At 60.5% G+C, this 26609-nt stretch carries 23 protein-coding genes; 8 read left to right on the top strand and 15 right to left on the bottom strand.

Features of this window, described 5'->3' with window-relative positions:
- Window positions 1–18 precede the first annotated feature (18 nt).
- Window positions 19–897: a LysR family transcriptional regulator gene (locus MJP36_RS15470; protein WP_060752661.1), complete on the bottom strand. Its 879-nt coding sequence runs from the start codon at window positions 895–897 to the stop codon at window positions 19–21.
- Window positions 898–1029: 132 nt separating this feature from the next.
- Here MJP36_RS15470 and ampC point away from each other — a divergent pair, with 132 nt between their 5' ends.
- Window positions 1030–2172, top strand: coding sequence for a class C beta-lactamase (gene ampC / locus MJP36_RS15465; RefSeq protein ID WP_244383368.1), 1143 nt, complete (start codon window positions 1030–1032; stop codon window positions 2170–2172).
- Window positions 2173–2218: 46 nt separating this feature from the next.
- Here ampC and dctM read toward each other — a convergent pair whose 3' ends face one another.
- The 8 genes from dctM to MJP36_RS15425 all read right to left on the bottom strand — a co-directional run bounded on the left by dctM (window position 2219) and on the right by MJP36_RS15425 (window position 10805).
- Window positions 2219–3499 carry a C4-dicarboxylate TRAP transporter large permease protein DctM gene (dctM, locus tag MJP36_RS15460; RefSeq protein ID WP_060752659.1) on the bottom strand — a complete coding sequence of 427 codons (1281 nt, stop codon included), beginning with the start codon at window positions 3497–3499 and terminating at the stop codon, window positions 2219–2221.
- Window positions 3499–4131 carry a TRAP transporter small permease gene (locus MJP36_RS15455; protein ID WP_104993945.1) on the bottom strand — a complete coding sequence of 211 codons (633 nt, stop codon included), beginning with the start codon at window positions 4129–4131 and terminating at the stop codon, window positions 3499–3501. The genes dctM and MJP36_RS15455 overlap by 1 nt, the downstream gene beginning before the upstream one ends.
- A gap of 47 nt (window positions 4132–4178) precedes the next feature.
- Entirely contained in the window at window positions 4179–5162 is a 984-nt protein-coding gene (dctP, locus tag MJP36_RS15450) for a C4-dicarboxylate TRAP substrate-binding protein DctP (RefSeq protein WP_060752657.1), read from the bottom strand.
- Window positions 5163–5398: 236 nt separating this feature from the next.
- Complete coding sequence (locus tag MJP36_RS15445; protein WP_244383367.1) at window positions 5399–6214, bottom strand: HpcH/HpaI aldolase/citrate lyase family protein; 816 nt, start codon at window positions 6212–6214, stop codon at window positions 5399–5401.
- A gap of 15 nt (window positions 6215–6229) precedes the next feature.
- Complete coding sequence (locus MJP36_RS15440; protein WP_244383366.1) at window positions 6230–7423, bottom strand: CaiB/BaiF CoA transferase family protein; 1194 nt, start codon at window positions 7421–7423, stop codon at window positions 6230–6232.
- Between the two features lie 9 nt (window positions 7424–7432).
- Window positions 7433–8782 (bottom strand): MmgE/PrpD family protein, encoded by a 1350-nt coding sequence (locus MJP36_RS15435; protein ID WP_244383365.1) that lies wholly within the window; start codon window positions 8780–8782, stop codon window positions 7433–7435.
- Between the two features lie 11 nt (window positions 8783–8793).
- Window positions 8794–9957: an acyl-CoA dehydrogenase family protein gene (locus MJP36_RS15430; RefSeq protein WP_090370713.1), complete on the bottom strand. Its 1164-nt coding sequence runs from the start codon at window positions 9955–9957 to the stop codon at window positions 8794–8796.
- A 29-nt stretch (window positions 9958–9986) separates the two neighbouring features.
- Window positions 9987–10805 carry an HTD2 family dehydratase gene (locus MJP36_RS15425; RefSeq protein ID WP_244383364.1) on the bottom strand — a complete coding sequence of 273 codons (819 nt, stop codon included), beginning with the start codon at window positions 10803–10805 and terminating at the stop codon, window positions 9987–9989.
- Between the two features lie 131 nt (window positions 10806–10936).
- Here MJP36_RS15425 and MJP36_RS15420 point away from each other — a divergent pair, with 131 nt between their 5' ends.
- Window positions 10937–11827: a LysR family transcriptional regulator gene (locus MJP36_RS15420; RefSeq protein WP_060752651.1), complete on the top strand. Its 891-nt coding sequence runs from the start codon at window positions 10937–10939 to the stop codon at window positions 11825–11827.
- A 31-nt stretch (window positions 11828–11858) separates the two neighbouring features.
- Window positions 11859–12341: a GFA family protein gene (locus MJP36_RS15415; RefSeq protein ID WP_161547849.1), complete on the top strand. Its 483-nt coding sequence runs from the start codon at window positions 11859–11861 to the stop codon at window positions 12339–12341.
- A gap of 24 nt (window positions 12342–12365) precedes the next feature.
- Here the strand turns inward: MJP36_RS15415 and MJP36_RS15410 are convergent, their stop codons facing one another.
- Both MJP36_RS15410 and MJP36_RS15405 read right to left on the bottom strand, forming a co-directional pair.
- Window positions 12366–12872, bottom strand: coding sequence for a hypothetical protein (locus MJP36_RS15410; protein WP_145977700.1), 507 nt, complete (start codon window positions 12870–12872; stop codon window positions 12366–12368).
- A complete protein-coding gene (locus MJP36_RS15405) occupies window positions 12869–14968 on the bottom strand; it encodes a hypothetical protein (RefSeq protein WP_244383363.1) in 2100 nt (699 codons plus the stop codon). The genes MJP36_RS15410 and MJP36_RS15405 overlap by 4 nt, the downstream gene beginning before the upstream one ends.
- Window positions 14969–15199: 231 nt before the next feature.
- On the opposite strand from MJP36_RS15405, the gene MJP36_RS15400 reads away from it, so the two are divergent.
- On the top strand, window positions 15200–17023 hold the full coding sequence (locus MJP36_RS15400; RefSeq protein ID WP_244383362.1) for a serine hydrolase domain-containing protein: 1824 nt from the start codon (window positions 15200–15202) through the stop codon (window positions 17021–17023).
- A gap of 18 nt (window positions 17024–17041) precedes the next feature.
- Window positions 17042–17833: a MipA/OmpV family protein gene (locus MJP36_RS15395; protein ID WP_244383361.1), complete on the top strand. Its 792-nt coding sequence runs from the start codon at window positions 17042–17044 to the stop codon at window positions 17831–17833.
- A 55-nt stretch (window positions 17834–17888) separates the two neighbouring features.
- Here MJP36_RS15395 and MJP36_RS15390 read toward each other — a convergent pair whose 3' ends face one another.
- Complete coding sequence (locus tag MJP36_RS15390) at window positions 17889–19166, bottom strand: ATP-binding protein (RefSeq protein WP_060752646.1); 1278 nt, start codon at window positions 19164–19166, stop codon at window positions 17889–17891.
- Complete coding sequence (locus MJP36_RS15385) at window positions 19167–19874, bottom strand: winged helix-turn-helix domain-containing protein (RefSeq protein ID WP_104993956.1); 708 nt, start codon at window positions 19872–19874, stop codon at window positions 19167–19169.
- Between the two features lie 157 nt (window positions 19875–20031).
- On the opposite strand from MJP36_RS15385, the gene MJP36_RS15380 reads away from it, so the two are divergent.
- Window positions 20032–21231: an MFS transporter gene (locus tag MJP36_RS15380; protein ID WP_090370701.1), complete on the top strand. Its 1200-nt coding sequence runs from the start codon at window positions 20032–20034 to the stop codon at window positions 21229–21231.
- Here the strand turns inward: MJP36_RS15380 and MJP36_RS15375 are convergent.
- The gene (locus MJP36_RS15375; protein WP_060752643.1) at window positions 21187–21789 is read right to left on the bottom strand and encodes a MiaE family protein; all 603 of its coding nucleotides are present in this window, start codon (window positions 21787–21789) and stop codon (window positions 21187–21189) included. The genes MJP36_RS15380 and MJP36_RS15375 overlap by 45 nt on opposite strands.
- 151 nt (window positions 21790–21940) lie before the next feature.
- Here MJP36_RS15375 and MJP36_RS15370 point away from each other — a divergent pair, with 151 nt between their 5' ends.
- Window positions 21941–22804, top strand: coding sequence for a universal stress protein (locus MJP36_RS15370; RefSeq protein WP_244383360.1), 864 nt, complete (start codon window positions 21941–21943; stop codon window positions 22802–22804).
- A 112-nt stretch (window positions 22805–22916) separates the two neighbouring features.
- On the opposite strand, the gene MJP36_RS15365 is transcribed toward MJP36_RS15370, so the two are convergent.
- Entirely contained in the window at window positions 22917–23390 is a 474-nt protein-coding gene (locus MJP36_RS15365; RefSeq protein ID WP_205343984.1) for a DUF1289 domain-containing protein, read from the bottom strand.
- Window positions 23391–23788: 398 nt separating this feature from the next.
- Between MJP36_RS15365 and acnB the strand changes: the two genes are divergently transcribed.
- The gene (gene acnB / locus MJP36_RS15360) at window positions 23789–26398 is read left to right on the top strand and encodes a bifunctional aconitate hydratase 2/2-methylisocitrate dehydratase (RefSeq protein ID WP_060752641.1); all 2610 of its coding nucleotides are present in this window, start codon (window positions 23789–23791) and stop codon (window positions 26396–26398) included.
- The last annotated feature ends 211 nt before the right edge of the window (window positions 26399–26609 follow it).

The raw sequence follows: 26609 nt of genomic DNA, 5'->3' as shown, positions 1-26609 counted from the left end.
GTTTCAAAGATAAAACTGTCAGCCCTGCCCAGCCGCCTCTTTCAGCCAGCCCTTGAATGCCAGCATGGCCGGGGTTTCGGCCCGCGATTGCAGGCGGGTCAGCCAATAGCTGCCGGTGGTGATGCCAATGTCGAACGGTTTGCGGATGACGTCGCTCTCCAGCTGCCGCGAAAACATCATCGCCGGGGCCAGTGCCACGCCAATGCCTTGCAGCGCCGCCTCCATCATGGCCAAGGATGAATCGAACATGATGCTGCGCGGCACCACGGTATCGGCGGGCAACCCGGCCGCCTGGAACCAGTGGGTCCACTCATCGGCCCGGTAGGAGCGCAGCAACGTGTGTTTCAACAGGTCTGCGGGCACCTGCAACTGCTCGGCAATGTGCGGCACACAGAGTACGTTCAGCGGTGCCGCCAGCAATTGGCAGGCGTCGGTGCCATGCCAGGCGCCTGCACCGAAACGGATGGCGTAGTCGAGCCCTTCGGCGGCGACGTCGACGCGGTTGTTGTTAGTCGACAGGCGCAGGTCGATAAACGGGTAACGACTTTGAAAATCCGGCAGACGCGGTAACAGCCACCCCACGGCAAAGGTACCGACGGCGCCCACGGTGAGCACCTCACGGTAATGCCCGCCTTCGAATTGGCCTAAGGTATGGGCGATGCGATCAAACGATTCGCGCAGCACAGGCAGCAAGGTTTCGCCCTCGCGAGTGAGCATCAGGCCGCGTGGCAGGCGCTTGAACAAGGTGACATTGAGTTGCGCTTCCAGGCTTTTCACTTGATGGCTGACTGCGGCCTGGGTCACGCACAGCTCGATAGCTGCGCGGGTAAAGCTCAGGTGGCGGGCGGAAGCCTCGAATGCGCGCAGGGCATTCAGCGGTAGATGAGAGCGAAGCATGCCTTGACCTTAATTTTTCTAATGCCAGCTGCAAGATATCATCGTTTGCCGCAAAGCCGGAATCCACCTAGATTTGCCACGCCTGCGCAGGCCCCAATCGTCAGTACATCACCTACAGGGAAGCGAGTCACCATGAATGCCCCTCTACAAAAACTTCTGATTTGCGCTTTACTGCTCGGCTCCGGCAGCTGCATGGCGGCCACCGATATGCGCCAGGTCGTGGACAGCAGCGTTCAACCCCTGATGCAACAACAAGGCATTGCGGGCGTGTCGGTCGCGGTGGTCAACAAGGACCAGGTGCAATACTTTAACTACGGCCTGGCGTCCAGGGAAACCCAGAAGCCCGTGACCGAAGACACCTTGTTTGAAGTCGGCTCGGTCAGTAAAACCTTCACCGCCACCCTGGGCGGGTATGCGCAGGCCACCGGCAAGCTCAAGCTGTCGGACAAGGCCAGTGAGCACCTGAGCGCATTGACCGGCAGTGCCTTCGACGGCATCAGCTTGCTGCAATTGGCAACCTACACCGCAGGCGGCCTGCCCCTGCAGTTTCCCGACGCCGCCGACAGCGCCGCGACCATGCTCAACTACTTCCAACACTGGAAACCCACCTACGCCCCCGGCACCCAACGGCTCTATTCCAACCCGAGCATCGGCCTGTTCGGCTACCTTACGGCCCAAAGCCTGGGGCAACCCTTCAATACCGCCATGGAGAAAACCCTGCTGCCCAAGCTGGGCTTGAAGAACACCTACGTCAGCGTCCCCGCTGCCCGAGCTGGCGACTACGCCCAAGGCTATGACAGCGCCCAGAAACCCGTACGCGTCGGCCCCGGCGCCCTGGACAGCGAAGCCTACGGCATCAAGACCAGCAGCCAGGACCTGGCCCGCTACGTGATCGCCAACCTGCACCCGCAGACCCTGGGCAAGCCGTTGCAGCAGGCCATCGCCACCACCCAGACCGGTTATTACACGGTCAACGGCATGACCCAGGGCCTGGGTTGGGAGTCCTACCCCTACCCCATCACGCTGCAAGCGCTGATTGACGGCAACTCCACGCCGATGGCCATGGAGCCGCACAAGGTTCAATGGCTGAGTACACCGCGCGTGCAACCGGCCAACGTGCTGTTCAACAAGACCGGCTCTACCCGTGGTTTCGGCGCGTATGTGGCGTACGTACCGAGCAAGGACATCGGTGTGGTGATCCTGGCGAACAAGAACTACCCGAATGCCGAACGGGTCAAGGTGGCCCATGCGATCTTGAGTGCCATGGACCAATAGCGCCTGGGTGTGGGAGCGGCTTGCCCTCCCACACCGCTTGACCGCGCTACATGCCCAGCCAGTGCGGCAGTGCCAGGGAAATAAACGGCAAGTAGGTGACCATGATCAGGAACACCAACAGGATCATCAACCACGGCATCGCTGCACGAATGGTCTGCCCCAGCGTCAACCCGGTCACCGCCGAGGTCACGAACAGGTTCAGCCCCACCGGCGGATGCACCAGCCCGATTTCCATGTTGACCACCATCACGATCCCCAGGTGAATCGGGTCAATGCCCAGCTTCATCGCAATCGGGAAGAAGATCGGCGCCAGGATCAACACAATAGCCGACGGCTCCATGAAGCTGCCGGCCACCAGCAGCACAATGTTGACCATGATCAGGAAGCCAATCGGCGTCAGCCCTTCAGAGATCACCCAGGCGGTGATTTCCTGCGGGATCTGCTCGGTGGTCAGCACGTGGGCGAAGAGCATGGCGTTGGCGATGATAAACATCAGCATGATTGCCAGGCGCCCGGACTCCAGCAGCACCTTGGGGCAGTCGCGCAGCTTCATGTCCCTGTACACGAACAACGCCACGAACGCCGAATACACCGCCGCCACGGCCGCCGCTTCGGTCGGGGTGAACATGCCGCTGTAGATGCCGCCGAGGATGATCACCAGCAACAGCAAGCCCCAGAACGCCCGACGCGCACAGGTCAGCCATTCACGCAACGTCGCGCGCGGCTGCGCCGGCAGTTTCTTGATGCGCGCAACGATATAAATCGTGACCATCAGCATCAAGCCCAGCAGCAACCCCGGCACCACCCCGGCCATGAACAGTTTGCCCACTGATGTTTCAGTGGCCGCCGAGTACACCACCATCACAATCGAAGGCGGAATCAGGATGCCCAGGGTGCCGGCGTTGCAAATGATCCCTGCGCCAAACTCCTTGGGGTACCCGGAGCGCACCATGCCGGCCACGGCAATCGAGCCCACCGCCGCCACCGTGGCCGGTGACGAGCCTGACAATGCCGCAAACAGCATGCACGCCAATACCGCCGCAATCGCCAGGCCGCCACGGATATGGCCGACACACGCGTTGGCGAAGTCGATCAGCCGTTGCGCCACGCCACCGGTGGTCATGAACGCACCGGACAGCAGGAAGAACGGAATCGCCAGGAAGGTGTAGGCGTCAGAGGTTTCAAACAACTTGATTGCCAGCGAGCTCACCGAGTCCTGGCTGAACATCAGGATCGACACCGCACCGGACAGTCCCAGGGAAATCGCGATCGGCACGCCAAGGAACATGAACACGAACAACAGCAAAAACAGACAGAGCACGGCCATCAGTGACGCTCCTCATGGCTGCCGGCCAACTTGCTGGCCTCACCGGCCTCGTCGGCCAGCCCCAACCCGACCTGACGGTGGGTGAACAGGCGGTAGAAGATTTCCAGGTAGCGGATAAACACCAGCGCAAACCCGATGGGCACGATCACTACGATGTCACCGACATCGACGCCGTACTGGTCGAGGTCTTCGGCGCCGATATGAGCCGTCATCACCGCGCTGACCCATTTGTAGCTGGCGACCATGAACAACCCGGCGTAGGCCAGGCAGCACAGGCACGCCAGCATGCCCAGCAGGCGTTGCACGCGGCGCCGGGTCAGCTTGACCAGAGCGTCCACACCCAAATGCCCGGCGGTCCGCACGCCATAGGAAATACCGAAGAAGATCAGCCAGCCGAACATGGCCTTGGTCAGTGCCACGCTCCAGGTCATGTCCTGCGCCCAGGTCATGGTGTGGTCACCCAGGGCATTGAAAAACCCGCTGCTCACAGCCCATTTATCGGCCAGGGCGAAGAACAGCGTGTAGATGTTGTTGAGCATCACGTAAACGAATGTCACCAGGGTCATGGCGGCCAGCAGGAAGGCAATGAAGCCTTCCTCCAGGTGCTCCCAGACGCGCCTTAGCGTTTGCATGGCAAAACCTCGCGAGGCAGAGATAGGTAAGTGCAAGGCTCGGGGTGTTACTGGTTGGCGGCATCCGCCGCCTTGATCAGATCAGCCCCGATCTCCCCTTCGAACTTCTGCCATACCGGGCGCATGGCTTCGCGCCAGAGCGCACGTTGCTCGGGTGTCAGCTCGATGATTTCGCTGGTTTTGGCGTCGATGATTTTCTGCTTGGCCGACTGGTTCAGCGCTTCGGCCTGCTTGTTCACCTCGACGGTGACCTCGGCCATGATCTGCTCCAGGGTGCTGCGCACGTCTGGCGGCAGGCCATTCCAGAATTTGGCGTTGGTGATCACCATGTAGTCGATCAGGCCATGGTTGGACTCGGTGAAGTACTTCTGCACCTCGTTGACCTTCTGGCTTTCGTAGTTCGACCAGGTGTTCTCCGTGCCGTTGACCGTGCCGGTCTGCAGACCCTGGTAGACCTCGGCAAAGCTCATCTTGCGCGGGTTGGCGCGGATCGCCTTGAACTGTTCTTCCAACACGCTGGAAGCCTGCACACGGAATTTCAGGCCACGGGCATCCTTGGGTTCATGCAGTGCCTTGTTGGCGGACAGTTGCTTGAGACCGTTGTGCCAATAGGCCAGGCCGAGAATGTTCTTGCCCTGCATCGAGGTCAGCAGCTCCTTGCCCTGGGCCGCCTGGAAACGGTCGACGGCCGCCAGGTCGTTGAACAGGAACGGCAAGTCGTAGATCTGCACCTGTTTGGTGTATTGCTCGAACTTGGCCAGCGAAGGTGCGAGCATCTGCACGTCGCCCAGCAACAGGGCTTCCATCTCCTTGCCATCACCGAACAACGACGAGTTGGGGTATACCTCGACCTTGACCTGCCCCGGCAGACGCTCTTCGGCGAGCTTCTTGAACAGCAGCGCGCCTTGACCTTTGGGGGTGTTCTCGGCGACCACGTGAGCGAACTTGATCACAATCGGGTCCGCCGCCTGGGCCAGGCCTGCGGCAAACAAGGTGGCGGCGCACAGCAGCGCCCGGGATAGCTTGAGCATGGAAAATCACCTTCTTATTGTTGTGTTGTGAGGCAAGGTGCCTGATGTAAAGCGTTTAGTGAATTTAGAATTCCAGATACCTGCGTTCTGCCAAACTGAACGCCAACCGCATAAACAATCGACACGCCTGTGGGAGGGGGCTTGCTCCCGATAGCGGCGTGTCAGTCAACACATCAGGTACTGATCCACTGTCATCGGGAGCAAGCCCCCTCCCACGTTCAATCCGGTTTTTGCAGTCAGGTCCGGGCTGCCAACAATCGTTGGGCTCTGAGCAATACCGGCGCATCCACCATCTGCCCATCGATCTGATAGGCCCCTGCCCCATGGGCTCCGGCCTCCACGACGCGCCTGGCCCAGGCCAGGTCTTCGGCGCTGGGCGCCAGGGCGGCATGGATCACCGCGACCTGCTTGGGATGGATGCACAGCGCTCCGGCGAAGCCCATTTCATAGGCATGGCGGATCGAACGGTGCAGGCCCTCGGGATCGTCAATTGCCGGATGTACGCCATCCAGAGGCGCAACCAGGCCGGCGGCGCGGGAATGCACGATCAGCGACAGGCGCGCCTGATCCAGCGCAAACCGTGCCGCCGCCGACTGGCTGCTCAGGTTCAAGTCCAGGGCCAGATCCAGTCCACCAAATGACAGACGCTCCACCTGCGGCGCATGGGCGATCTCGGCGATGGCCAGCAAGCCCCGTGCGCTTTCGATAATCGGCCAGATCACTTTACCGGCGGCGGCCACCACGGCTACCTGGGCGGCACTCTCCACCTTCGGCAACAGCACACCGGCCACATTCGCATGGGCTTTGCAAAACGCCACATCCGCAAAATGCTCGGCATGCTCAGGCGCATTGATGCGCACCCACACCCGGGCATCAGGCTGGGCGGTCAAAAACGCCGCGAGGTTATCCCGTGCCTGGCGCTTGAGCGGTTCTTCCACCGCATCTTCAAAATCCACGATCACCGCATCGGCCCCACTGGCCAGGGCTTTGGCGAAACGTTCCGGGCGGCTGCCGGGGATAAACAGGGCTGAACGAACTAAAGATTGGGACATCACTGACATTCCTTTTCAGATAACGCCACGCGTGCGCAGGCGGTCGATGGCATCAGCCGAGTAACCGATCTGATGGAGGATGGCCTGGCTGTGCTGCCCCAGCGCCGGCACCCCGTCCATACGCGGCGAAAACGCGGTATTGCGTGCCGGCGGCAACAACGCCGGCAACGGGCCAGCGGGGCTTGCGACTTCACGCCAGCGGTCCCGCGCCTTGAGTTGCGGGTGGTCCCACACGCTTTGCATATCGTTGACCCGGGCACTGGCGATCTGCGCATGCTCCAGGCGTTGGATCACGGCTTCGGTATCCAGCTGCGCGAAGCGGTCGACGATGATCGCGCGCAGCACCTCACGATTGGCCGAACGCTTGAAGTTCGCGCTGAAACGCTCATCCGTCGCAAGCTCGGGGGTGAGCAGCACCTTGTCGCAGAACGCCGCCCATTCGCGTTCGTTTTGCAAACCGAGCATCACCGTGCCGCCGTCGCCGGTCGGGAACGGCCCATAGGGGTAGATCGTCGAGTGCGCCGCACCGGCACGCGGTGGTTGCGGGGCGCCATCGAAGGCGTAATACATCGGGTAGCCCATCCACTCCACCAGGCTTTCCAGCATGCTCACGTCGATGCGACTACCCTGCCCCGTCTTGCCACGCAGCAACAGCGCCGAGAGGATGGCGCTGTAGGCGTACATGCCGGCGGAGATGTCGGCAATCGAACAACCGGCCTTGGCCATCTGCTCGTCACCTGGGCCACCGGTCACCGACAGAAAGCCGCCTTCGCTCTGGATCAGCAGGTCATAAGCCTTCTTCTTTTCGTAAGGCCCGCCTTCGCCATAACCGGAAATATCGCAGACGATCAGCCGCGGGAAACGCTCATGCAGCGCCTCGAACGACAAGCCCATGCGGGCCGCCGCGCCGGGTGCCAGGTTCTGCACCAGCACATCGGCATCGGCCAGCAAAGTTTCGAGGATAGATCCTGCCTCGTCCTGCTTGAGGTCCAGGGTCAGGCTTTCCTTGGAGCGGTTGGTCCACACGAAATGCGAGGCCAGGCCGCGCACCCGCTCGTCATAGCCACGGGCAAAGTCACCGGCGCCGGGGCGCTCGATCTTGATCACCCGAGCGCCCAGGTCGGCCAACTGACGGGTACAAAACGGGGCGGCAATCGCGTGTTCCAGGCTGACGACGGTGATGCCGTCCAGCGGTCGTTGATGAGTCATGGCAGTTCCTCAGAGCCAGTGGGCCATGGACGCTGCGCTGCGCAGGTTCCAGACTTTTTCGATCAGGGCATCGGCCTGTGCCGGTGTGCGTGCGCCGCTGAATTGACAGAGCCGGCGGAATTTGTCGGCCAGTTCGACGCGGCTCAAGGTATTGCCCGGGTCGCCTTTGGGCTCGTCAATCGCGCCGTGCAGGGTGCGGCCATCGGTGGTGGTGACCGTAACGCGGCCCAGCCAGCGTTGCGGGTAGGCGTCGTCGACCTCGGGGTCGAGGGTCATGCTGACCTTGTCGCGCAAGCTGGCCACCGCCGGATCGCTCAACGCCAGTTCGTGGAACTCGGTCAGCCCGGCCTTGCCATGCACCGCGATCAGGCCCAGTACCGTGCCCATGGAAAACTTGGCCTGATGCACGGTGGCAGGCACTTTCACGCGCCCCAGTACGTCAATTGCGCCTTGATGGACACGGGTTTGCACGTGGGCCATATCGGCGGCCCTCAAACCCTCACGCTGCATCAGGTGCAACAACGCGTCTGCGGCAGGATGGGTGTGACGGCACGACGCGTGGAACTTGAACGAGGTCTCCAGCAACGCCCAGCGGTTCCCGAGGCCGGCAGACAAGCGGCTCGGCTGCGCATCCTGGGACATGCCGGCCGCCAAGCCCTGATCGCCTTCCAGGATATTGCGCGCGCCGGTCAACCCATCCGCTGTCAGGTAAGCGGCGAGCAAACCATCCGCCGCAGCCTTGGCCGTATGCAGTTGCTTTGAGTCTGCGGCATCGCGCAGAAACTCCCACAAACCGGCGGCCTGGGTGCCGGCACTGCCGAGCAGGTTGACGAACTGCTCCTGGTTGAAACCCAGCAATTTGCCCACCGCCACCGCAGCGGCGAGCGTGCCGACGGTGGCCGTGGTATGAAAGATTCGGTAGTGGGAACGGCCCATGAATTCGCCGATGCGAATCCCGGCCTCGTAACCGGCGACCGACGCCAGCAGCAGCTCACGCCCGGATTTACCGAGGTCCTGCGCGGCGGCCAGGGCAGCCGGAAACACCACGGTGGCCGGATGCAGCACCGAGCTGTTGTGCAGGTCATCCTGCTCGACCAGGTGCGAGGCGGCGGCGTTGACCAGGGCGGCAAAGTACGCACTGCTGCTGCCACCATTGACGATCACCTGTGCCGGGCCGCTGCCGGGCCCCATCTTTTGTGCATAGCGTTCAAACAACGGGATCGGATGCATGCCCTGGCTGGCCAGGGCCGAGCCCAGCCAATCCAGATAAAGCTCTTCGGTGCGCGCCAGCAGCGTTTCCGGCAGCTGCTCGTAATTCAGCTGCGCAAGGAACCGACACAAGGCTAGGGTATGGCTCATGGTCAAAAGCCTCAGAAGCTGCGGGGCAGTTCGAGCAGATGCTCGGCCACGTAGGACAGGATCAGGTTGGTGGAGATCGGCGCCACTTGGTACAGGCGGGTCTCGCGGAATTTGCGCTCCACGTCGTATTCGCAGGCAAAACCAAAACCGCCGTGGGTTTGCAGGCACGCGTTGGCAGCTTCCCAGGACGCCTTGGCCGCCAGGTACTTGGCCATGTTCGCGCTGGCCCCGGCATTGGCGCCGCTGTCGTATTCCTCGCAGGCACGCCAGCGCATCAAGTCAGCGGCTTCGATTTCGATATGGGCTTCGGCAATCGGGAACTGCACGCCCTGGTTCTGCCCGATGGGTCGGCCAAATACCACGCGGTCGCGGGCATAGGCGCTGGCTTTTTCGATAAACCAGCGGCCGTCACCAATGCACTCGGCGGCAATCAACGTGCGCTCGGCATTCAGGCCATCGAGAATGTATTTGAAACCCTTGCCCTCCTCGCCGATCAGGCTATCGAGCGGCAGTTCCAGGTTGTCGAAGAACAGCTCATTGGTTTCATGGTTGACCATATTGGCGATGGGCTGCACGGTCAGGCCATTGCCGATCGCTTCGCGCAGGTCCACCAGGAAGATCGACATGCCTTCGGATTTTTTCGTCACCTCGGCCAGTGGCGTGGTGCGCGCCAGCAGGATCATCAGGTCGGAATGCTGGATACGCGAGATCCACACCTTCTGGCCGTTGATCACGTACTTGTCGCCGCGTTTGATCGCGGTGGTCTTGATCTTGGTGGTGTCGGTGCCGGTACTGGGCTCGGTGACGCCCATGGACTGCAAGCGCAATTCGCCACTGGCGAGCTTGGGCAGGTAGAAACGCTTCTGCGCCTCGCTGCCGTGACGCAACAAGGTGAACATGTTGTACATCTGGCCGTGCACCGTGCCGGAATTGCCGCCGCAACGGTTCACTTCTTCCAGGATGACCGAGGCTTCGGCCAGGCCCAGGCCGGAGCCGCCGTACTCCTGCGGGATCATCGCCGACAACCAGCCGGCATCGGTCAGGGCCTTGACGAACGCCTCGGGAAAGCCTTTTTCTTCGTCGATCTTGCGCCAGTAAGCGGCATCGAATTCAGCGCACAACGCACGCACGCCGTCGCGGATAGCGTTGAGTTCTTCAAGGTCATTAGGGGTCATGTAACGGCTCTCCGCCTGTTGTTCTGGGGTTATTCGAAGTGCACTTGGGCTTGTTGCGCCAGGCCATCGGCGTTACCGGCCCACAGTTCGGCAACACCGTCCGAGGTGATCCGACCGCCCACTTCAAACGGTTGCGGTGCAATCAACGGGCGCACGCCACGGTAGGCAAAACGGCGCAACCGGGCTTCAGGGTGGGCACGACAAAAGGCACGCAGGCTCAGGGTGGCGATCAATGGCCCATGCACCACCAACCCCGGATAACCCTCGGTGCCGGTGACATAGGGGTAGTCGTAGTGAATGCGGTGGCCGTTGAAGGTCACGGCGCTGTAGCGAAACAACAAAGTGGGGGTCGGCTCGACGGCTTCACGCCACTCGCTGAGGGGCAGTGCCTCACCGCCGCCCTGCTTGGGTGGCGTGGGTTCGCGGTAGACGATGTCCTGTTCTTCGCGGATCGCCAGGCGACCGTCCTGGGAATAGTCATGACGCACGGTGACAAACAGCAGCGAGCCGGTGCGGCCGGCCTTCTCTTCTACGGCAGTGATGGTGGACACGCGAGTGGCCGCCGCACCGGCCCGCAACGCCTGCACAAATTCAATGCGGCCACCGGCCCACATGCGATTGCGGTTATCCGCCGGCGGCAGGAACCCGCCACGGACCGGGTGGCCGTCAGTGCCCAGTGCCGCTTCCGGCAGTGGATCCTGAAAAAAGCACCACTGCCACAACGGCGCAATCGCTTCGCCATCGCTCGGCACTTCTTCACCGAACGTCGCGGCAATACGCTTGAGCAGGTTGTGGCTCAGGAGGTCGTGAGAGGTTTCACTTCGGCCGATCCAATCAGTGGCACTCATGGGGTCCAGGTCCTCGGGCAGTGGGTGTCTGCCCCGGATCATGCAAGCCCCCATCCGTTCTGAGAATTTGCATTTCAATAAACCAGCGTTCGGTTATGCTGAACGCCGCCATTCTGCTCCCGGAGTTTTGCATGCACTTCGACCTGGCCGACCTGCGCCTGTTTATCCATATCGCTGAATCCCCCAGCCTGACCCAGGGCGCCAAGCGTGCGTTCCTCTCGCCGGCCGCTGCCAGCGCGCGGATCAAGGCCCTGGAAAGCCAGCTCGACACGCGCCTGCTGTACCGCGACAGCCGTGGCGTGGAAATCACCCCGGCAGGCGCACGCCTGCTGCACCATGCGCGGCTGATCATGCGCCAGGTGGACTACCTGAAAAGCGAATTCACCCAATACGGCGCGGATTCGGCTGGGCATATCCGCATCTTCGCCAATACCACGGCGGTCACCGAGTTTCTGCCGGAGGTGCTGGCGGGGTTCCTGTCGCAGCGCCCCGGCGTCACGGTCGACCTGCAAGAGCGCCTGTCCCGGGATATCGTGCGCGGCGTGCTGGATGGCACCAGCGATATGGGCATCATTGCCGGCCCCGTGGAAGCGGCAGGCTTGCAGGTATTGCATTTCAGCACCGATGAACTGGTGTTGATGGTACCCGTCGATCACCCGTTAGCCGGTCAAGCGTCAGTGACGCTGGAACAGACCCTCGCCTATCAGCACATTGGCTTGCATGAGGGCAGCACGTTGCTGAGCTTTCTGCGCGAACACGTCGACCGACTCGGCAAACAGCTGTCGCTGCGCATTCAGGTCTCGAGCTTCGAGGCGATCTGCCGAATGGTCGAGGCCGGCGTGGGCATTGGCATCATCCCCGAATCCGCCGCCGTGCGGCACAGCCGCACCATGCAACTGGTGGCGGTCAAGCTCCAGGAGCCGTGGGCCATTCGCGAGCGCAGTATCCTGGTGCGGGAACTGGACGCCTTGCCAGGGACCATTCGCGCATTGATCGCTACCTTGATGCCGAAAACCGCCTAAGCTGAACAGTCACCTTGCCAAGGAGACTCCCATGCAGCTAGAAGGATCCTGCCATTGCGGCGCTGTCACCTTCAGTTTGAACAGCGCCCACCCTTACCCCTACCAGCGTTGCTATTGCTCGATCTGCCGCAAGACCCAGGGCGGCGGTGGCTACGCGATCAACCTCGGTGGCGACGCCAAGAGTCTCAAGGTACAGGGGCGCAAGCAGATTTCGATCTACCACGCCAAGCTCAAACCAGAAGGCGCCAGCCGTGCCCACGCCAGCACCGCCGAGCGGCATTTCTGTTCGCAATGCGGCAGCGCCCTATGGCTGTTCAGCCCGGAATGGCCAGAGCTGATCCACCCGTTCGCGTCAGCCATCGACACACCACTGCCAGTGCCGCCGGAACATACGCACTTGATGCTGGGGTCCAAGGCACCGTGGGTGGAGGTAACGGTGCGCAAGGGGGATTTGCAGTTTGATGAGTATCCTGAGGAGTCGATTGCTCAGTGGCATGAGCGACTGGGGCTGTAGTGGTTCGCTCAATAGTGGGCCACTTTAACGAGGCGGAAATACAAGCCCTTCCTTCGTCCTAACCAAATCGTCTGCAACATCAGTTATCACCTGACTCGCGAGCGTTTTATCACCAAAAGAATTAGAGTTACATGTAAACGTATCTTCATACGTAAAAGCACTTCCCGCCTTCCGCACGTTCAAAAAAGCTCGCGCACCAAGGGTTTCTTGCGGAACACCAAAAACATACAAATAACCTCCATTCTCAAAACCCAAAAAAGTAATATATGTATTTAAATCCAGCCACCTATACAACTTCTTCTCCTGCCTGAATTTAACCTCCAACTCCGTTCCCAAAAGCTCACCAAATCGATAATAAACGTCAACCTTGTTGTTCCCGGAGCAAATCGACACAAGCTTTCCTTTTGTCGTTTCACATGACGCAATCTTCGTTTCAGCTAATGCACACAAGCTATTTTCCTCGCCTTGAACCGGCGACGGACAATACAAAAGGCAAAGTAAAAATCCACTTACACCGATTCTAGTATTCAATTGAGCACCCTTTCAGCCAAAATGTAAGCAGACTTTCTCTCCGTCAACCCCGTTGCCCCGCCATTTACAATGCGAGTGACATCATTCACATCGAGAACTCCACGCCCGTGGATCTCGGAGTAAGGAGCCTTGTAGAGCCAGAACCACACTGCGCTTCTGATTGAGTTTAACGTCGAATTAATAAGTTCCGGACACCGAACTGTATCAGGCGAATCACCAGACCAATATTTATTAAAATCACGCATATAACCCTTATATTTTTCATAACCGGTGATTTGTATAAGCCCCCTTCCACGAAAATCATACCCATCACTTGGATGCCCTATCCTGTTCCCATTCAATCGTTGAAAGTGCTTGCGACCTATTTCTTTCTGATTCGCCCTGCGGACAATTCGCCCACTCGCGCCCTTCAAATGCCCATCCTGCTCTGCCTCCAAAGGATGCGCTCGATAATAGGCACTAAATGATTTAAGCACCGCCGGAGAATACTCCCAGCTTTCGGTCACCCCTTTCATAGACGCCCCCACCTCGCCCTTGATCTGGGCGAAAAAGTGCCGTTGCCTAAGCCGGGTGTCCAACTTGAACTCGACTAATCGCCCGTTTATTTCATTGAGTACCACCTCAATATCGGCATCGTCGGCCAAGGGAAATATTTGCTTTAGTTGTGCCGGAGTAATTGCCAATGGATTAGCCGCGCAAAACTGCCCCACCAACCCCACCGGATGAAAGTGAAACACCGCCCCATTCGCAGGCAGGCCAAGCTTCGGCGCCACCTCTTCCCACCAACACAGCGCATTGATCCGTTGTTTCTCCGCCAACCAGTTCAAGTGCGGTGTTGCGCCACTGTGGCCTAGCAACTCGTCCAACCCATCCCACTTGTTCGGCCGGGACCATTCGCTTTCGGTATGAATGATCAACCGTGAAATCGACTGCGCGTGAGCCGGCCTGCGAATGGCCGCCTGCAACTCGGCAGCGGTGATCCTTCCATCGCGGTTGCGGTCGATGATGTCGTAGAGACGGCTTTTTATGCGGCTCCTGTTGCCCTCGTCCGCCACGCGAGCAAACCGCGCAAGTTGAGCCTCGCTGAACCGTCCCAGGTCACGCCACAGCGCGGCAAGCGTGCCAAGGGAAGAGTCGAGGCTGTAGACAATGGAGTAGCCCTCCCACGACCACGGACTGACCCAGGGTGTCACCCCCACCTCTTCGCAGACCCAGCCATCAAGCGGATGGTTGTCGGCATCCATGAGCAACCCATCCAGGCGATACCATGTGCATTTCCTACCCAGGGCGCTGCTGATTTTGCTCTCGGGCGGCAAGCTGTCGAGCAACACTTTGGGCAGTAGCAAGTCAGCACCACTGGCCACGCCGGCAGTACCGGGAACGGGGCATTGCGCAACGCCAAAGCCCTCTTGATGGGGGACGACGACAGTGCCTGCCACCAGCTTGAGCCAAGTCTGTTCGTCGGCAGGCAACTGTTGCGCCCAAGCCCGGCTGGCGTCGATAAAGCCTTCGACGTCATCACCACTGAACACTTCCAGATGCAGTTTGCTTTCCGGGCGCTTTGTATCCGCGCAGTGATACAGCCCGATGTGCCCGACCAGATCGGCGGCCTTGATTGCGACAGGCGCTTGCAGCACAACCGCGCCATCCGTTGCCTCTTCAGGCCAGAAGGCAGGTCGAACGTGCTTTGAGTCGTCGCGATAGAACATCCCCTCCTGCAGGTGCATATACAGGCTGTAGAAGGTCAGTCTGGGAGGCGTCTGTGAGTGGCCTGCGATGTTTGGCGGCGCAAGACGATGGCGCACCAGTACAAAGTTGCGCGAGAACGGTTTGGCCACGCACTGGTCGTCGTCCACGTAAGTAGTGCTGGGTGAATGCTCATCGATGCGGTAAGCCACAACCTCACCGTCTGCCAGACAGTAGACCGCCGACTGGTCCAGCAGGGCTGCGGTGCCGCTGTCAAAATGCACGCCGCCATGCCACAGGGCATTGCGTCCTATGGGGTAATAACCCGCGCCGGCATGGGCCAGTTGGGTCAACTGCGACAACGGGTGGCTTTGATCCTTGAACGGGTGGCTCCAGCGTGTAGCGTCCATGGCGGGTGTCGCTCCTGATTTCACAAGAGCGCTGAGATTAAAGTCTGAATATCCTCTGGAAATGCCGGAAAACTTCCCTTTTTCAGCAAGGGCCTTCCCTGATTCGCTCTTGAGATTTCCTGGCGCCTAATCTTTAACAGTCTTTGACAGTTTCTCGACAAAGCTGTCAAAGATTATCGGCCGCCACCGCCCTAGCATTTGAGCATCCAAACCACCATTCGGGTGTTCTTCATGTTTCGCACATTGCGCAGTATTCCTCTGCTGGGTTGCCTGCTGAGCAGTATCGGTTGCCATGGGCAACCCCCTGCTCCGCCGCCAATTCAAAAGGGTGATTACGGTGCAATCATCCGTTACCTGCAAACCCGAATTCCCCAGGACATGGCCCGAGATAACGTGGCGGGATTGTCGATTGCGTTGGTCAATGGCCAGGAATTGCTCTGGACCCGTGGCTTCGGCATGGCGGACAAGGCGCGCGGCGTACCGGTTACACGTAACACGGCATTTCGCGCCGGGGGCATCTCCAAACTGCTGACCACCACGGCGGCGTTGCAATTGGTGGAGCAGCAGCGTCTGGCGCTGGATGCGCCGATCCAGCAAATCCTGCGCGAGTTTTACGTGCGTTCGCGTTTTCATGCTGACCAGACTGCGGCTGACCGCGATATCACCTTGCGTCGCTTGCTCAGCCACCAGTCCGGCCTGCCCAGCGAGCACCTGCGCGACCTGCGCAGTACCTATGCGATGGGCCAGATGCCCATGCGTGTGTCGGGTGTGTGGCTGAGCAGCCCGCCGGGCTCTCAGGTCGCCTACTCCAACCTCGGCTACGCCTTGGTCGGCGCGGCCATTGAGCGCAGTACCGGCAAAAGCTTCGAGGCTCAGCTACAAAGCAGCCTGCTCAAGCCGTTGGCGATGGACCAGTCCAGCTTCGTCGGTACCGGCGCACAGCTGGGTTATCGCGCCATGGGCTACGAAGACGGCCAGGCCAGCACCGATGCGCAGGTGCGTGACCTCGCGGCCACCGGGCTGTGGGCCAGCCCGAAAGACCTCAGCCACTACGTGCAGATGCTGTTTGCCCAAGGCACTTATAAAGGCAGACAAGTGCTGAGTAACCCGTCCATCGAGGCGATGTTCACCCAGCAAAACACCGGCAACGCCCTGGACTTCGATTGCCAGATGGGCCTGGGCTGGTTTCTGGCGCCTTGTGGGGATGAGCCGGTCGGCCCCGGCATTCGGACCTATCAGCACAGCGGCGGTGGCGATGATTTTGCCGCCCAATTGAGCGTGCTGCCTGATCAGCAGTTGGCGGTGATCATCATGGCCAATGACAGCAATGCCGAGGACATGGTGGTGTCGCTGTCCACCGACGCGCTGCGCTTGATGCTCCAGGCACAAACCGGCACGCCAGTGTGCACCGGCGACTGCCAGCCCCCCAGCCACGGGTTGAAGCTGCGCCAGGTGCCGGCGGCCGTGGACCGTAAACGCCTGGCCGGGTTTTATGCGACGGCCTGGGGCGTGCTGCGCCTCAAGGACGATAAAAATCGGCTGTCCGGCGAACTGGCCGGTTTTGACTTTGAATTGGTACGTGACGAGCACGGCTGGTTGCGTGCACAGAAAAAAGTCCTCGGGTTCTGGCTCAAGGATCTCGGCGAATTGGGCCGCGTGCAGCTGGATGTGGTGACCGTACAAGGGCGCCAAATGCTCACGGCCCGCAGCCATGGCCAACGCATCGCCATCGGTGAGCGCGTCGACCCGCCGCCGCTGCCCCTGGCCTGGGCCGACACCATCGGCACCTATCACGTGCTCAACACCCATGAGCCGAACGCGCCGCTGAGCGGCATCAGCGTACGCCTCGAAGAAGGTTTCCTGGTATTGCGCGGCCAACTGCATGGCGAGCCGCTGACCGACTACATCCTATTGCCCGTCGACAACGCCCACGCGGTACTGGCCGGTAATGGCTATGGCCTGGGCGACACCGTCAGCCGTCAGGTCAATGGCCTCAGCGCTTCGGGTTACTCCTTCAAACGCACCCAAGCACCACACAAACCTCTGAATCTCTAACCAAGGAAGAACGCCTCAATGCGCTCAAATCACCTTTGCCTGTCCCTCACCTCGGTATGCCTGTTCGCCGCCGCCGACAGCGCCATTGCCGAAGACTGGCAATACAGCCTCAAGCTCGGCGTCAGCAACGCGCCCCGCTACAGCGGGAGTGACGAACGCCGGACCGGGCCGGAACTGGGCGGCAAAATTGTCAGCCCCTGGGGGATTTTTCTCGACACCGGCAAGGGGCTGGGATGGCGCTACGAAGGCGACGCGGCAAGTTTCAGCGCTTATGTCGGTGCCAGCGGTTCACGCAAGGACAAAAATGAAACCCTGCATGCCGGCTCCAAACGCCTCAAAGGCATGGGCGAGATCAAGTCACGCCCGCAACTGGGGGTGAGCGCCAGCTATAAACTCGGCGGCGTGATTGTCGGCGCGACGCTGGAACACGCCCTCAAGGAAGATGACCACAAGGATACCGGCAAGGCCTTCACCCACCTGGAGTTGAGCTTGGGCACCAATCTCTACAAAGGCCGCTTTGGCTCCGTCGACGCCACCCTGAGCAGCCATTTTGGTGACCGTAACTACCTGCAGACCTGGTACGGCGTGACCACGGGTCAGGCTGCACAAAGCCGCTTCAAGGAATACAAGGCCGGAGCCGGCAACATCAGCAATGGCATGAACCTGGCGTGGAGCCTGCCGATCAGCGAAAACACCCGGTTCTCGACCTTGCTGGACGTGCAGTACCTGGCGGATGAGGCGGGCAAGAGCCCGATTGTGGAGCGACGGTTGCAGACGTCGGTGATGGGGATGGTGGAATACACCTTCTGATCCGACCATACAATTAGAACGCAGGAGCGAGCTTGCTCGCTCCTACAAGAGACTGCTACTCGGCATACGCCCACGTCATCCGAAACAACGCCCCGCCCCACTCCGAGTCCAGCACTTCGACCTGGCCGCCATGCCATTGGCTGACCCGCTGCACCAACGCCAGGCCGAGGCCGAAGCCACCGGTGCGGCGGTCGCGGCTGGAGTCCAGGCGCATGAAGGGTTCGAAGATCTTCGCCCGGCCCTCCAGCGGTACGCCGGGCCCGTCATCGCTGACCCGTACTTCGTAACCCGTGCCGAACTTGACCAGCGACACCTCCACGCGGCGCTCGGCATAACGGATGGCGTTGCGCAGCAGGTTGATCACCGCCCGCGCCATGAAGCGCGGTTCGATCTGGATAACGTCGACTTCACAGGTACGCAACGACAGCTGCACACCGGCCGCTTCCGCTTCGAGGGCCACGCTGCCGATGACACTGTCGAGCCAGCTATGGGCCTCGATGCTTTCCCGGGTGACCTGCGTAGCGCCACGCTCCAGGCTGGCGTAGGTGAGCAATTCGGAGACCATCTCCTCCAACTCGCCCAGGTCGGCGTACATGTCATTGATCAACTCACGGCTCTGGCGCGGGTCGGCCTGTTGCTTGAGTTGATCCAGCTCGAACGATAAGCGCGCAATCGGCGTACGCAATTCGTGGGACACGGCGTTGGTCAGTTCGCGCTGGTTGGCGATCAGGCTTTCGATACGCTCGGCCATCTGGTTGAAGTGCCCGGCCAGTTCGCGCACGGTGGACCGGCGAGGCAGCAGGATGCGCGAGCCAAGCTCGTTATCGCCAAAGCGTTGCGCGGCCAAGCGGATATGCTCCAGGTCACGCCAGTGCGGGCGCACCCAGAAATACAGCACCACGGCCAGGCACAGGCCAAGAAAACCGTAGGCCCACAGGTACAGCCACTTGGGTTCTTCCGGCAGCTTGATTTCCAACAGCTGCGGGCCACCGTCGATGCTGGAGATGAACTCCATGAAGTCGCCGCGAACCACCAGCTGGCCGGCGCGCAGCAGATTTTTTTCGCGCTCGTTCAACGCCAGTGTGTCGCTCTGGACCAGCTTGAGCCGCAACCCGTAATGCGGTTGCAACTCGGCCAGCCGAGCTTCGCGCGCCGGCCCTTGCAGCGTGCGCAGTTGCTCCACCAAGGCATAAGCCGGGCCGCGCAACGCTTCGCGGTTGTAGACTTCGTTGGTTTCAGGCGTCAACTCATCGAAGGTGTAGTTGACCAGCCAGATCGCCCCCGCCAGACCCAGCGCCAGGATCACATACAGGCGCAGAAACAGCCGCAGCATCTAAACCTCCCACGCGAAAGGGTTGAACAGGTAGCCTTTGCCCCAGATGGTCTTGATGCACACCGGTTCACGGGGGTTATCGTTGAGTTTGCTGCGTAATTTACTGATGTAGACGTCGACGCTGCGGTTGAGGCCGTCGAAGGCGATACCACGCATGCGGTTGAGGATGTCATCGCGCGAGAGGATCTTTCCCGAATTGCTGGCCAGCAACCACAGCAATTCGAACTCCATGGTCGTCAGGTCGATGGGCTCCCCTCCCAGGCTGACCACCCGGCAACTACGGTCAATCGACAGGTGGCCGAATTCGAGGGAGCCGCGAACGGTGGGCTCGGGCACTTGTCGGCGTTGCAGGGCACGCAGGCGTGCGAGCAAAACCGGCGGCTTGATCGGCTTGATCACATAGTCATCAGCGCCGGACTCCAGGCCCAGGATGTGGTCCAGGTCATCTTCCTTGGCGGTGAGGATCACGATCGGCGTGTCAGACACGTTACGAATCTCACGACACACATGCAGGCCGCTCTGGCCCGGCAGCATCAGGTCGAGCACGACGATCTTCGGCTTGAAGTCCAGGAACGCCGCCAGGGCTTTATCGCCCCGGTGCACCACCCGCACCTCGAAACCGTGCTGCGCCAGAAAATGCGCAATCAGCCCCGCCAGTTTTTCATCGTCCTCAACGAGCAGAACTTTGCCCAGCCCCAGGTTTTCCATAAATTCTCAGTGTACAAACGCCGATTGAAGTGCAGCCATTATAGGTGGCAAGCTGTTCGACTGAAGCATCTGGCCATGACGCCCCAACGAAGCTTCATGCTTTTAAGAGTTTTTAACAAATAGCCTGCAATCTTTAACGCCATTCACAGGGAGTTGTATGCGCAAGGATTACCTGGCGTTCTTCGTTTCGCTGTTCCTGTCGCGGCTGGCAGACCAGATTCTATTGTTCATCGTGCCCTTGATCGTATTTCAGACCACCCAGAGCGTGGCCTGGGCGGGCTTTGCATTTTTTGTCGAGTCATTGCCGCGTTACCTGGCCTTCCCGGTGTGCGGTGCCCTGTGCGACAAGTTCCCTGCCGTGCGCATCCTGCATATCAGCCAGGTCTACCGGGCGCTGGCCTGTGCCGTCACGGTAGGACTGTACGCGTTATTCGACGGTATCTACTGGATCGTGCTGCTGTCGGCGTTGTGCGGGGTATTGACCACCCAAGGCATCATGGCGCGGGAAGTGCTGATGCCGCATATTTTCAAACACTACACCTACGCCAAGACCCTCTCCTACTCACAGATCGCCGACCAGAGCGGCCTGGTGCTGGGCCCATTGGCGGCCGCGCTGCTCTTGGAAATCTGGGCCTGGCATTGGGTGGTGCTGGGGGTTGCCGGGTTGTTCTGGCTGGCGGACCTGGCCATGCGGATCTGGCGGCGCACCAGCGCGGTAGACCTGCAAACCTTCGAGCAACATCCGGATATCTGGCTGCAACCGTTGCGCATCGCATTCGGGCATATCCGCAACCGGGTGGAATTAAGGCGGGTCATTACCCTGGCGGTGGGCGTGAACCTGATCATCGGCGTGACGCTCGCCACTTCGGCGGCGCTGGTCACCGGCCAGTTCGCCGCCGGCAAGGATGCGTATGCGTTGCTGCAAGCATTGGGAGCGTTGGTGACGATCGGCATTCTGTTTTACCTGGCGCGGGCCGACCTGCCATTGAGGGTACTGGGCGGTCTGTCGTATTCAATGATCGGCATCGGGGCGCTGATCATGGCCGTCAGCCCAAGCGTATGGCTGTACGCCGTGGGCTTTCTGCTGGTTACCGGTTTCGACAAGATGTTCAACGTCTACCTGCGCAGCACCCGTCAGCGGGTCATTCCGGTCCAGGATTTCGGCAAGACAGTCGGCGTGATCACACTGCTCAACAATCTGGCGCAACCCTTGGCGGGCCTGGCGATTGCGCTGCTGGCCGCGCCCTGGGGCACGCAAACGGTGATCCTGCTGTTGGCAGGCGTCGCCGCGCTGATCGGCACGGCGGTCGCTTCAGGCTGGCACGCCACTGTGAAAGCGGAACTCGACGTCGGGTGACTCGATCAGTTCCTGCTCGGCCGCTCTCACCCGTTCGATCACCTGGGCGATATCCTTGGCGTCGCCATACTGGTACGCCAGCTTCAGGTAACCTTGAAAGTGCCGAGCTTCGCTTTTCAGCAAGCCGAAGTAGAACTTGCCGAGTTCTTCGTCCAAATGCGGCACCAGTGCTTCGAAACGCTCGCAACTGCGCGCTTCGATAAAGGCACCGACCACCAGGGTGTCCACCAGTTTGACCGGCTCGTGGCTGCGCACCACTTTACGCAACGCCGAGGCATAACGGCCGGCGTGCAGTTGGCGCAGTTCGACCTTGCGCTTTTTCATCAGGCGCATGACTTGTTCGTGATGCACCAGTTCTTCGCGGGCCAGGCGCGACATCATATTGATCAAGTCCACATGGCCGTGGTACTTGGCGATCAGGCTCAAGGCGGTACTGGCGGCTTTGAACTCGCAGTTCTTGTGGTCGATCAGCAGGGTTTCCTGATCGGCCAATGCGGCCTGGACCCAGGCGTCGGGGGTGCGGCAGCCGAGGAATTCGTGGATTTCGGGCAGGTTCATCGGGCTCACGGGCAAAAGGATCACAAAAGGCCGCCGATTATACCGACCACGCCGCAGACCACCAGTCACGGGCCTTGATGTGTATCAACATGCCGTCTGACGGGCAGCAACTATAGTGGTTACATGCCCCCTCTTACTGGAGATCCCGATTATGCAAGCCATCCGCAGCATTTTGGTGGTCATCGAACCCGAACATTCGGAAAGCCTGGCCCTCAAGCGCGCCAAGCTGATCGCCGGGGTCACCGGCGCGCACCTGCACTTACTGGTGTGCGACAAGAAGCACGAGCACTCGGCGCTGCTGAGCCTGCTCAAATCCGGTTTGCAGGAAGACGGCTATAGCGTGACCACCGAGCAGGCGTGGAATGACAGCCTGCATGAAACCATCATCGACGTGCAGCAGGCCGAAGGCTGCGGCCTGGTGATCAAGCAACATTTCCCCGACAGCCCGCTGAAAAAGGCCTTGCTCACCCCGGCCGACTGGAAGCTGCTGCGTTATTGCCCGACGCCGGTGCTGCTGGTCAAGACCGCAGGCCCTTGGGCCGGGCGGGTGATTCTGGCCGCCATCGACGTGGGCAATAACGACGGCGAGCATCGCGCCCTGCACGATACGATCATCGACCACGGCTTTGATATCGCCAGGCTGGCCAAGGCGCAGCTGCATGTGATCAGCGCCCATCCGTCGCCGATGTTGTCGGCGGCGGACCCGACATTCCAGCTCAAGGAAACCATCGAGGCGCGCTATCGCGAGCAATGCAAGGCGTTTCAGGCCGAGTTCGATGTGGACGATGCCCACCTGCATATCGAAGAAGGGCCGGCGGATGTGCTGATCCCCTTCGAGGCGCATAAGTTGCAGGCGGCGGTGACGATCATCGGCACCGTGGCGCGCACCGGGATTTCCGGAGCGCTGATCGGCAATACGGCGGAAGTGATACTCGACGCCGTGGAAAGCGATGTGCTGGTGCTCAAGCCCGGCACCCTGATGGATCAGTTGGAAGAACTGGCCAACAAAGCCTGACCTGCTCCTCCAGTCAATCAAGTGCAATTGTGGGAGGGGGCTTGCTCCCGATAGCGGTGGTTCAGCTACCTATGAGCTGACTGACCCGGCGCCATCGGGAGCAAGCCCCCTCTCACAGATGTAGTGACTCATCCCTCAGGAAATCCGGGGCGATGTAGCGCTGGTAGTGGGCTTCGGACAGGATGAAAAACTCACGATCAATGGCATCGCGCAGCTGCGGCAACGTCCAATCGCGGAATTCCGGCAGCAGCACCATGCCGTAAGCCTCCAGGTTGGAAATCACCCGCGCACCCCGGGCAATCAACTGGTAGGCCCAGCAATACTCGGACTGGTGCGGCACGAAGCGAATCTTGCGCCGCTCCAGTTGGCTGCGCAGAGTCTTGGGGTCGAACACTTCCAGCTTGCCGGCCATGACCTGCACCAACAACTGCTCCAGCCGCAGCCAGACCGCACGTTTTGCCTCTTCGTCATAGCCGTTCCACTGCACCACTTCATGGTGGAAGCGCTTGCAGCCACGGCACACGAGATCGCCGTAAACCGTGGAGCACAGGCCGACGCACGGGGTCTTGATGGTTGGATTGGACATGGGCAACGGCACGCGGCTCAGCGAAACAATGGGCCATGTTAGCCCTTTGTCTAAGGTTGATCACCCTGCAAACTTGGTCAGGCAACTTACCTTTAGATTTTTTTTGCCGTAGAATCATCCGGCCTTGTAAGGCGCCAATAATATCCGCTGGAAGCTGTTTTCAAAGCGTCACGAGCACAGTCGTTCCTTCAGAACGGTGTTGGCGCGTGTTATGACCCGGTAGGTCAAAGCCCGCGCCAACCCTCATCAGCTCCGTTCTGCAGGCGTAAAACTTTGAAAGCAGCTTCTGTGAGGAATGCCGGCAGCGCTGGCTTTGCGGCCCAAAAAGCCCCTGAGCGCATGCGTGCCGTTCATTTCTGGATGAGCGTCCCGTGGGACCACTGATGAGGGTAATAACTGTGCTTGAAGCCTACCGCAAACATATCGAAGAGCGCGCAGCACTGGGTATCGTTCCCCAGCCGCTTAACGCCGAACAAACCGCAGGCCTGGTCGAGCTGCTGAAAAATCCTCCGGCTGGCGAAGAAGAATTCCTCGTTGACCTGATCACCAACCGCATTCCACCAGGCGTTGACGAAGCTGCCTACGTCAAGGCCGGTTTCCTGTCTGCCCTGGCCAAGGGCGAAGCCACTTCCCCCCTGATCAGCAAGCAACGCGCCGTTGAACTGCTGGGCACCATGCAAGGCGGCTACAACATCGTGACCCTGGTCGAACTGCTGGACGATGCCACCCTGGCACCTGTCGCGGCCGACCAACTCAAGCACACCCTGCTGATGTTCGATGCGTTCCACGACGTGTCCGAAAAAGCCAAGAACGGCAACGTGCATGCCAAGGCCGTGATCCAGTCCTGGGCCGACGGCGAATGGTTCAAGAACCGTCCGACCCTGGCCGACAAGATCAGCCTGCGCGTGTTCAAGGTCACCGGCGAAACCAACACCGACGACCTGTCCCCTGCCCCGGATGCCTGGTCCCGCCCTGATATCCCGCTGCACGCCCTGGCCATGCTGAAAATGGCCCGCGAAGGCATCGTACCGGACGAGCAAGGCAAGACCGGCCCGATGAAGCAGATCGAAGAAATGCGCGGCCAAGGCTTCCCGATCGCCTACGTGGGCGACGTGGTCGGCACCGGTTCGTCGCGTAAATCGGCAACCAACTCCGTACTGTGGTTCTTCGGCGACGACGTGCCTTACGTACCGAACAAGCGTGCCGGCGGCTTCTGCTTCGGCAGCAAGATCGCCCCGATCTTCTACAACACCATGGAAGATGCTGGCGCATTGCCGATCGAGTTCGACGTATCCAACCTGAACATGGGCGACGTGATCGACCTGTACCCGCATGCCGGCAAAGTCTGCAAGCACGGTACCGACGAAGTCCTGGCCACCTTCGAAATGAAGACCCCGGTGCTGCTGGACGAAGTCCGCGCCGGCGGCCGTATCCCGCTGATCATCGGTCGTGGCCTCACTGAAAAGGCGCGCGCCGAACTGGGCCTCGGCCCTACCGACCTGTTCAAGCTGCCTGAAGCCCCTGTCGATACCGGAAAAGGCTACACCCTGGCACAGAAGATGGTCGGCAAGGCTTGCGGCCTGCCGGAAGGCAAAGGCGTTCGTCCAGGCACCTACTGCGAGCCGAAGATGACCACCGTGGGTTCCCAGGACACCACCGGCCCAATGACCCGTGATGAACTCAAAGACCTGGCGTGCCTGGGCTTCTCGACCGATCTGGTAATGCAGTCCTTCTGCCACACCGCGGCCTATCCAAAGCCGATCGACGTGACCACCCACCACACCCTGCCTGACTTCATCATGACCCGTGGCGGCGTATCGCTGCGCCCTGGCGACGGCATCATCCACAGCTGGCTGAACCGCATGCTGCTGCCGGATACCGTCGGTACCGGTGGTGACTCCCACACCCGCTTCCCGATGGGCATCTCGTTCCCGGCCGGTTCCGGCCTGGTGGCGTTCGCCGCCGCCACCGGCGTCATGCCGCTGGACATGCCGGAATCGATCCTGGTGCGCTTCAAAGGCAAAATGAAACCTGGCATCACCCTGCGTGACCTGGTTCATGCCATTCCTTACTACGCCATCCAGTCCGGCCTGCTGACCGTCGAGAAGAAAGGCAAGAAGAACGCCTTCTCCGGCCGCATCCTGGAGATCGAAGGCCTGAACGACCTGACGCTGGAACAGGCTTTCGAACTGTCCGACGCGTCGGCCGAACGTTCGGCTGCCGGTTGCACCATCAAGCTGTCCAAAGAGTCCATCACCGAGTACCTGAACTCCAACATCACCCTGCTGCGCTGGATGATCGGCGAAGGCTACGGCGATGCACGCACCCTGGAACGTCGCGCCCAAGCGATGGAAGCCTGGGTCGCCAACCCTGAACTGATGGAAGCCGATGCCGACGCGGAATACGCCGAAGTCATCGAGATCGACCTGAACGACATCAACGAGCCTATCCTCTGTGCACCGAACGACCCGGACGATGCCCGTCTGCTGTCGAGCGTTGCCGGCGAGAAGATCGACGAAGTGTTCATCGGTTCGTGCATGACCAACATCGGTCACTTCCGCGCTGCCGGTAAGCTGCTGGAACAAGTCAAGGGTCAGCTGCCAACCCGTCTGTGGCTGTCGCCGCCGACCAAGATGGACGCTCACCAACTGACCGAAGAAGGCTACTACGGCATCTACGGCAAGGCTGGCGCACGCATGGAAATGCCAGGCTGCTCGCTGTGCATGGGTAACCAGGCACGCGTAGAGCCGAACTCGACCGTGGTGTCGACCTCGACCCGTAACTTCCCGAACCGTCTGGGTGACGGCGCGAACGTCTACCTGGCTTCGGCTGAGCTGGCGGCTGTGGCTTCCACCCTGGGTCGCCTGCCGACCGTCGAAGAGTACATGGGTTACGCAGCGAAACTGGACACCATGGCCAGTGACGTCTATCGCTACCTGAACTTCGACCAGATCGCCGAGTTCCGCAAGATCGCAGCAAGCGCCAACATCCCGGTAGTTCAAGCTTAACGGTATGTTGATGTAAAGGACGCCGCGCATCGCAAGATACGCGGCGTTTTTTTATGCCCGGAATATAAAAATGTGGGGGCTTTCCCTAATACCTGTCAGTTAAGACTTGACGCTGTCACTGTGGGAGGGGGCTTGCTCCCGATAGGCCGCGCAGCGGCCTCAAAAATGGGCCTGCTACGCAGTCCATCGGGAGCAAGTCGAATCGTCGCAC

This window comes from Pseudomonas palleroniana, assembly GCF_022836895.1.
Taxonomy (GTDB): Bacteria; Pseudomonadota; Gammaproteobacteria; order Pseudomonadales; family Pseudomonadaceae; genus Aquipseudomonas; species Aquipseudomonas palleroniana.
Note: the sequence above shows the minus strand (reverse complement) of the source record. Positions and strands in the feature narration are given on the sequence as shown.

Bases quoted from the DNA above. Each gene is read 5' to 3' on its own strand.
- MJP36_RS15380 (WP_090370701.1), top strand. From the start codon at position 20,032: ATGCGCAAGGATTACCTGGCGTTCTTCGTTTCGCTGTTCCTGTCGCGG.
- MJP36_RS15440 (WP_244383366.1), bottom strand. From the start codon at position 7,423: ATGACTCATCAACGACCGCTGGACGGCATCACCGTCGTCAGCCTGGAA.
- MJP36_RS15405 (WP_244383363.1), bottom strand. From the start codon at position 14,968: ATGGACGCTACACGCTGGAGCCACCCGTTCAAGGATCAAAGCCACCCG.
- MJP36_RS15365 (WP_205343984.1), bottom strand. From the start codon at position 23,390: ATGTCCAATCCAACCATCAAGACCCCGTGCGTCGGCCTGTGCTCCACG.
- dctM (WP_060752659.1), bottom strand. From the start codon at position 3,499: ATGGCCGTGCTCTGTCTGTTTTTGCTGTTGTTCGTGTTCATGTTCCTT.
- MJP36_RS15420 (WP_060752651.1), top strand. From the start codon at position 10,937: ATGCACTTCGACCTGGCCGACCTGCGCCTGTTTATCCATATCGCTGAA.
- MJP36_RS15390 (WP_060752646.1), bottom strand. From the start codon at position 19,166: ATGCTGCGGCTGTTTCTGCGCCTGTATGTGATCCTGGCGCTGGGTCTG.
- MJP36_RS15375 (WP_060752643.1), bottom strand. From the start codon at position 21,789: ATGAACCTGCCCGAAATCCACGAATTCCTCGGCTGCCGCACCCCCGAC.
- MJP36_RS15445 (WP_244383367.1), bottom strand. From the start codon at position 6,214: ATGTCCCAATCTTTAGTTCGTTCAGCCCTGTTTATCCCCGGCAGCCGC.
- MJP36_RS15425 (WP_244383364.1), bottom strand. From the start codon at position 10,805: ATGAGTGCCACTGATTGGATCGGCCGAAGTGAAACCTCTCACGACCTC.
- ampC (WP_244383368.1), top strand. From the start codon at position 1,030: ATGAATGCCCCTCTACAAAAACTTCTGATTTGCGCTTTACTGCTCGGC.
- MJP36_RS15435 (WP_244383365.1), bottom strand. From the start codon at position 8,782: ATGAGCCATACCCTAGCCTTGTGTCGGTTCCTTGCGCAGCTGAATTAC.
- MJP36_RS15470 (WP_060752661.1), bottom strand. From the start codon at position 897: ATGCTTCGCTCTCATCTACCGCTGAATGCCCTGCGCGCATTCGAGGCT.
- MJP36_RS15370 (WP_244383360.1), top strand. From the start codon at position 21,941: ATGCAAGCCATCCGCAGCATTTTGGTGGTCATCGAACCCGAACATTCG.
- MJP36_RS15400 (WP_244383362.1), top strand. From the start codon at position 15,200: ATGTTTCGCACATTGCGCAGTATTCCTCTGCTGGGTTGCCTGCTGAGC.
- MJP36_RS15455 (WP_104993945.1), bottom strand. From the start codon at position 4,131: ATGCAAACGCTAAGGCGCGTCTGGGAGCACCTGGAGGAAGGCTTCATT.
- MJP36_RS15430 (WP_090370713.1), bottom strand. From the start codon at position 9,957: ATGACCCCTAATGACCTTGAAGAACTCAACGCTATCCGCGACGGCGTG.
- MJP36_RS15415 (WP_161547849.1), top strand. From the start codon at position 11,859: ATGCAGCTAGAAGGATCCTGCCATTGCGGCGCTGTCACCTTCAGTTTG.
- dctP (WP_060752657.1), bottom strand. From the start codon at position 5,162: ATGCTCAAGCTATCCCGGGCGCTGCTGTGCGCCGCCACCTTGTTTGCC.
- MJP36_RS15395 (WP_244383361.1), top strand. From the start codon at position 17,042: ATGCGCTCAAATCACCTTTGCCTGTCCCTCACCTCGGTATGCCTGTTC.
- MJP36_RS15385 (WP_104993956.1), bottom strand. From the start codon at position 19,874: ATGGAAAACCTGGGGCTGGGCAAAGTTCTGCTCGTTGAGGACGATGAA.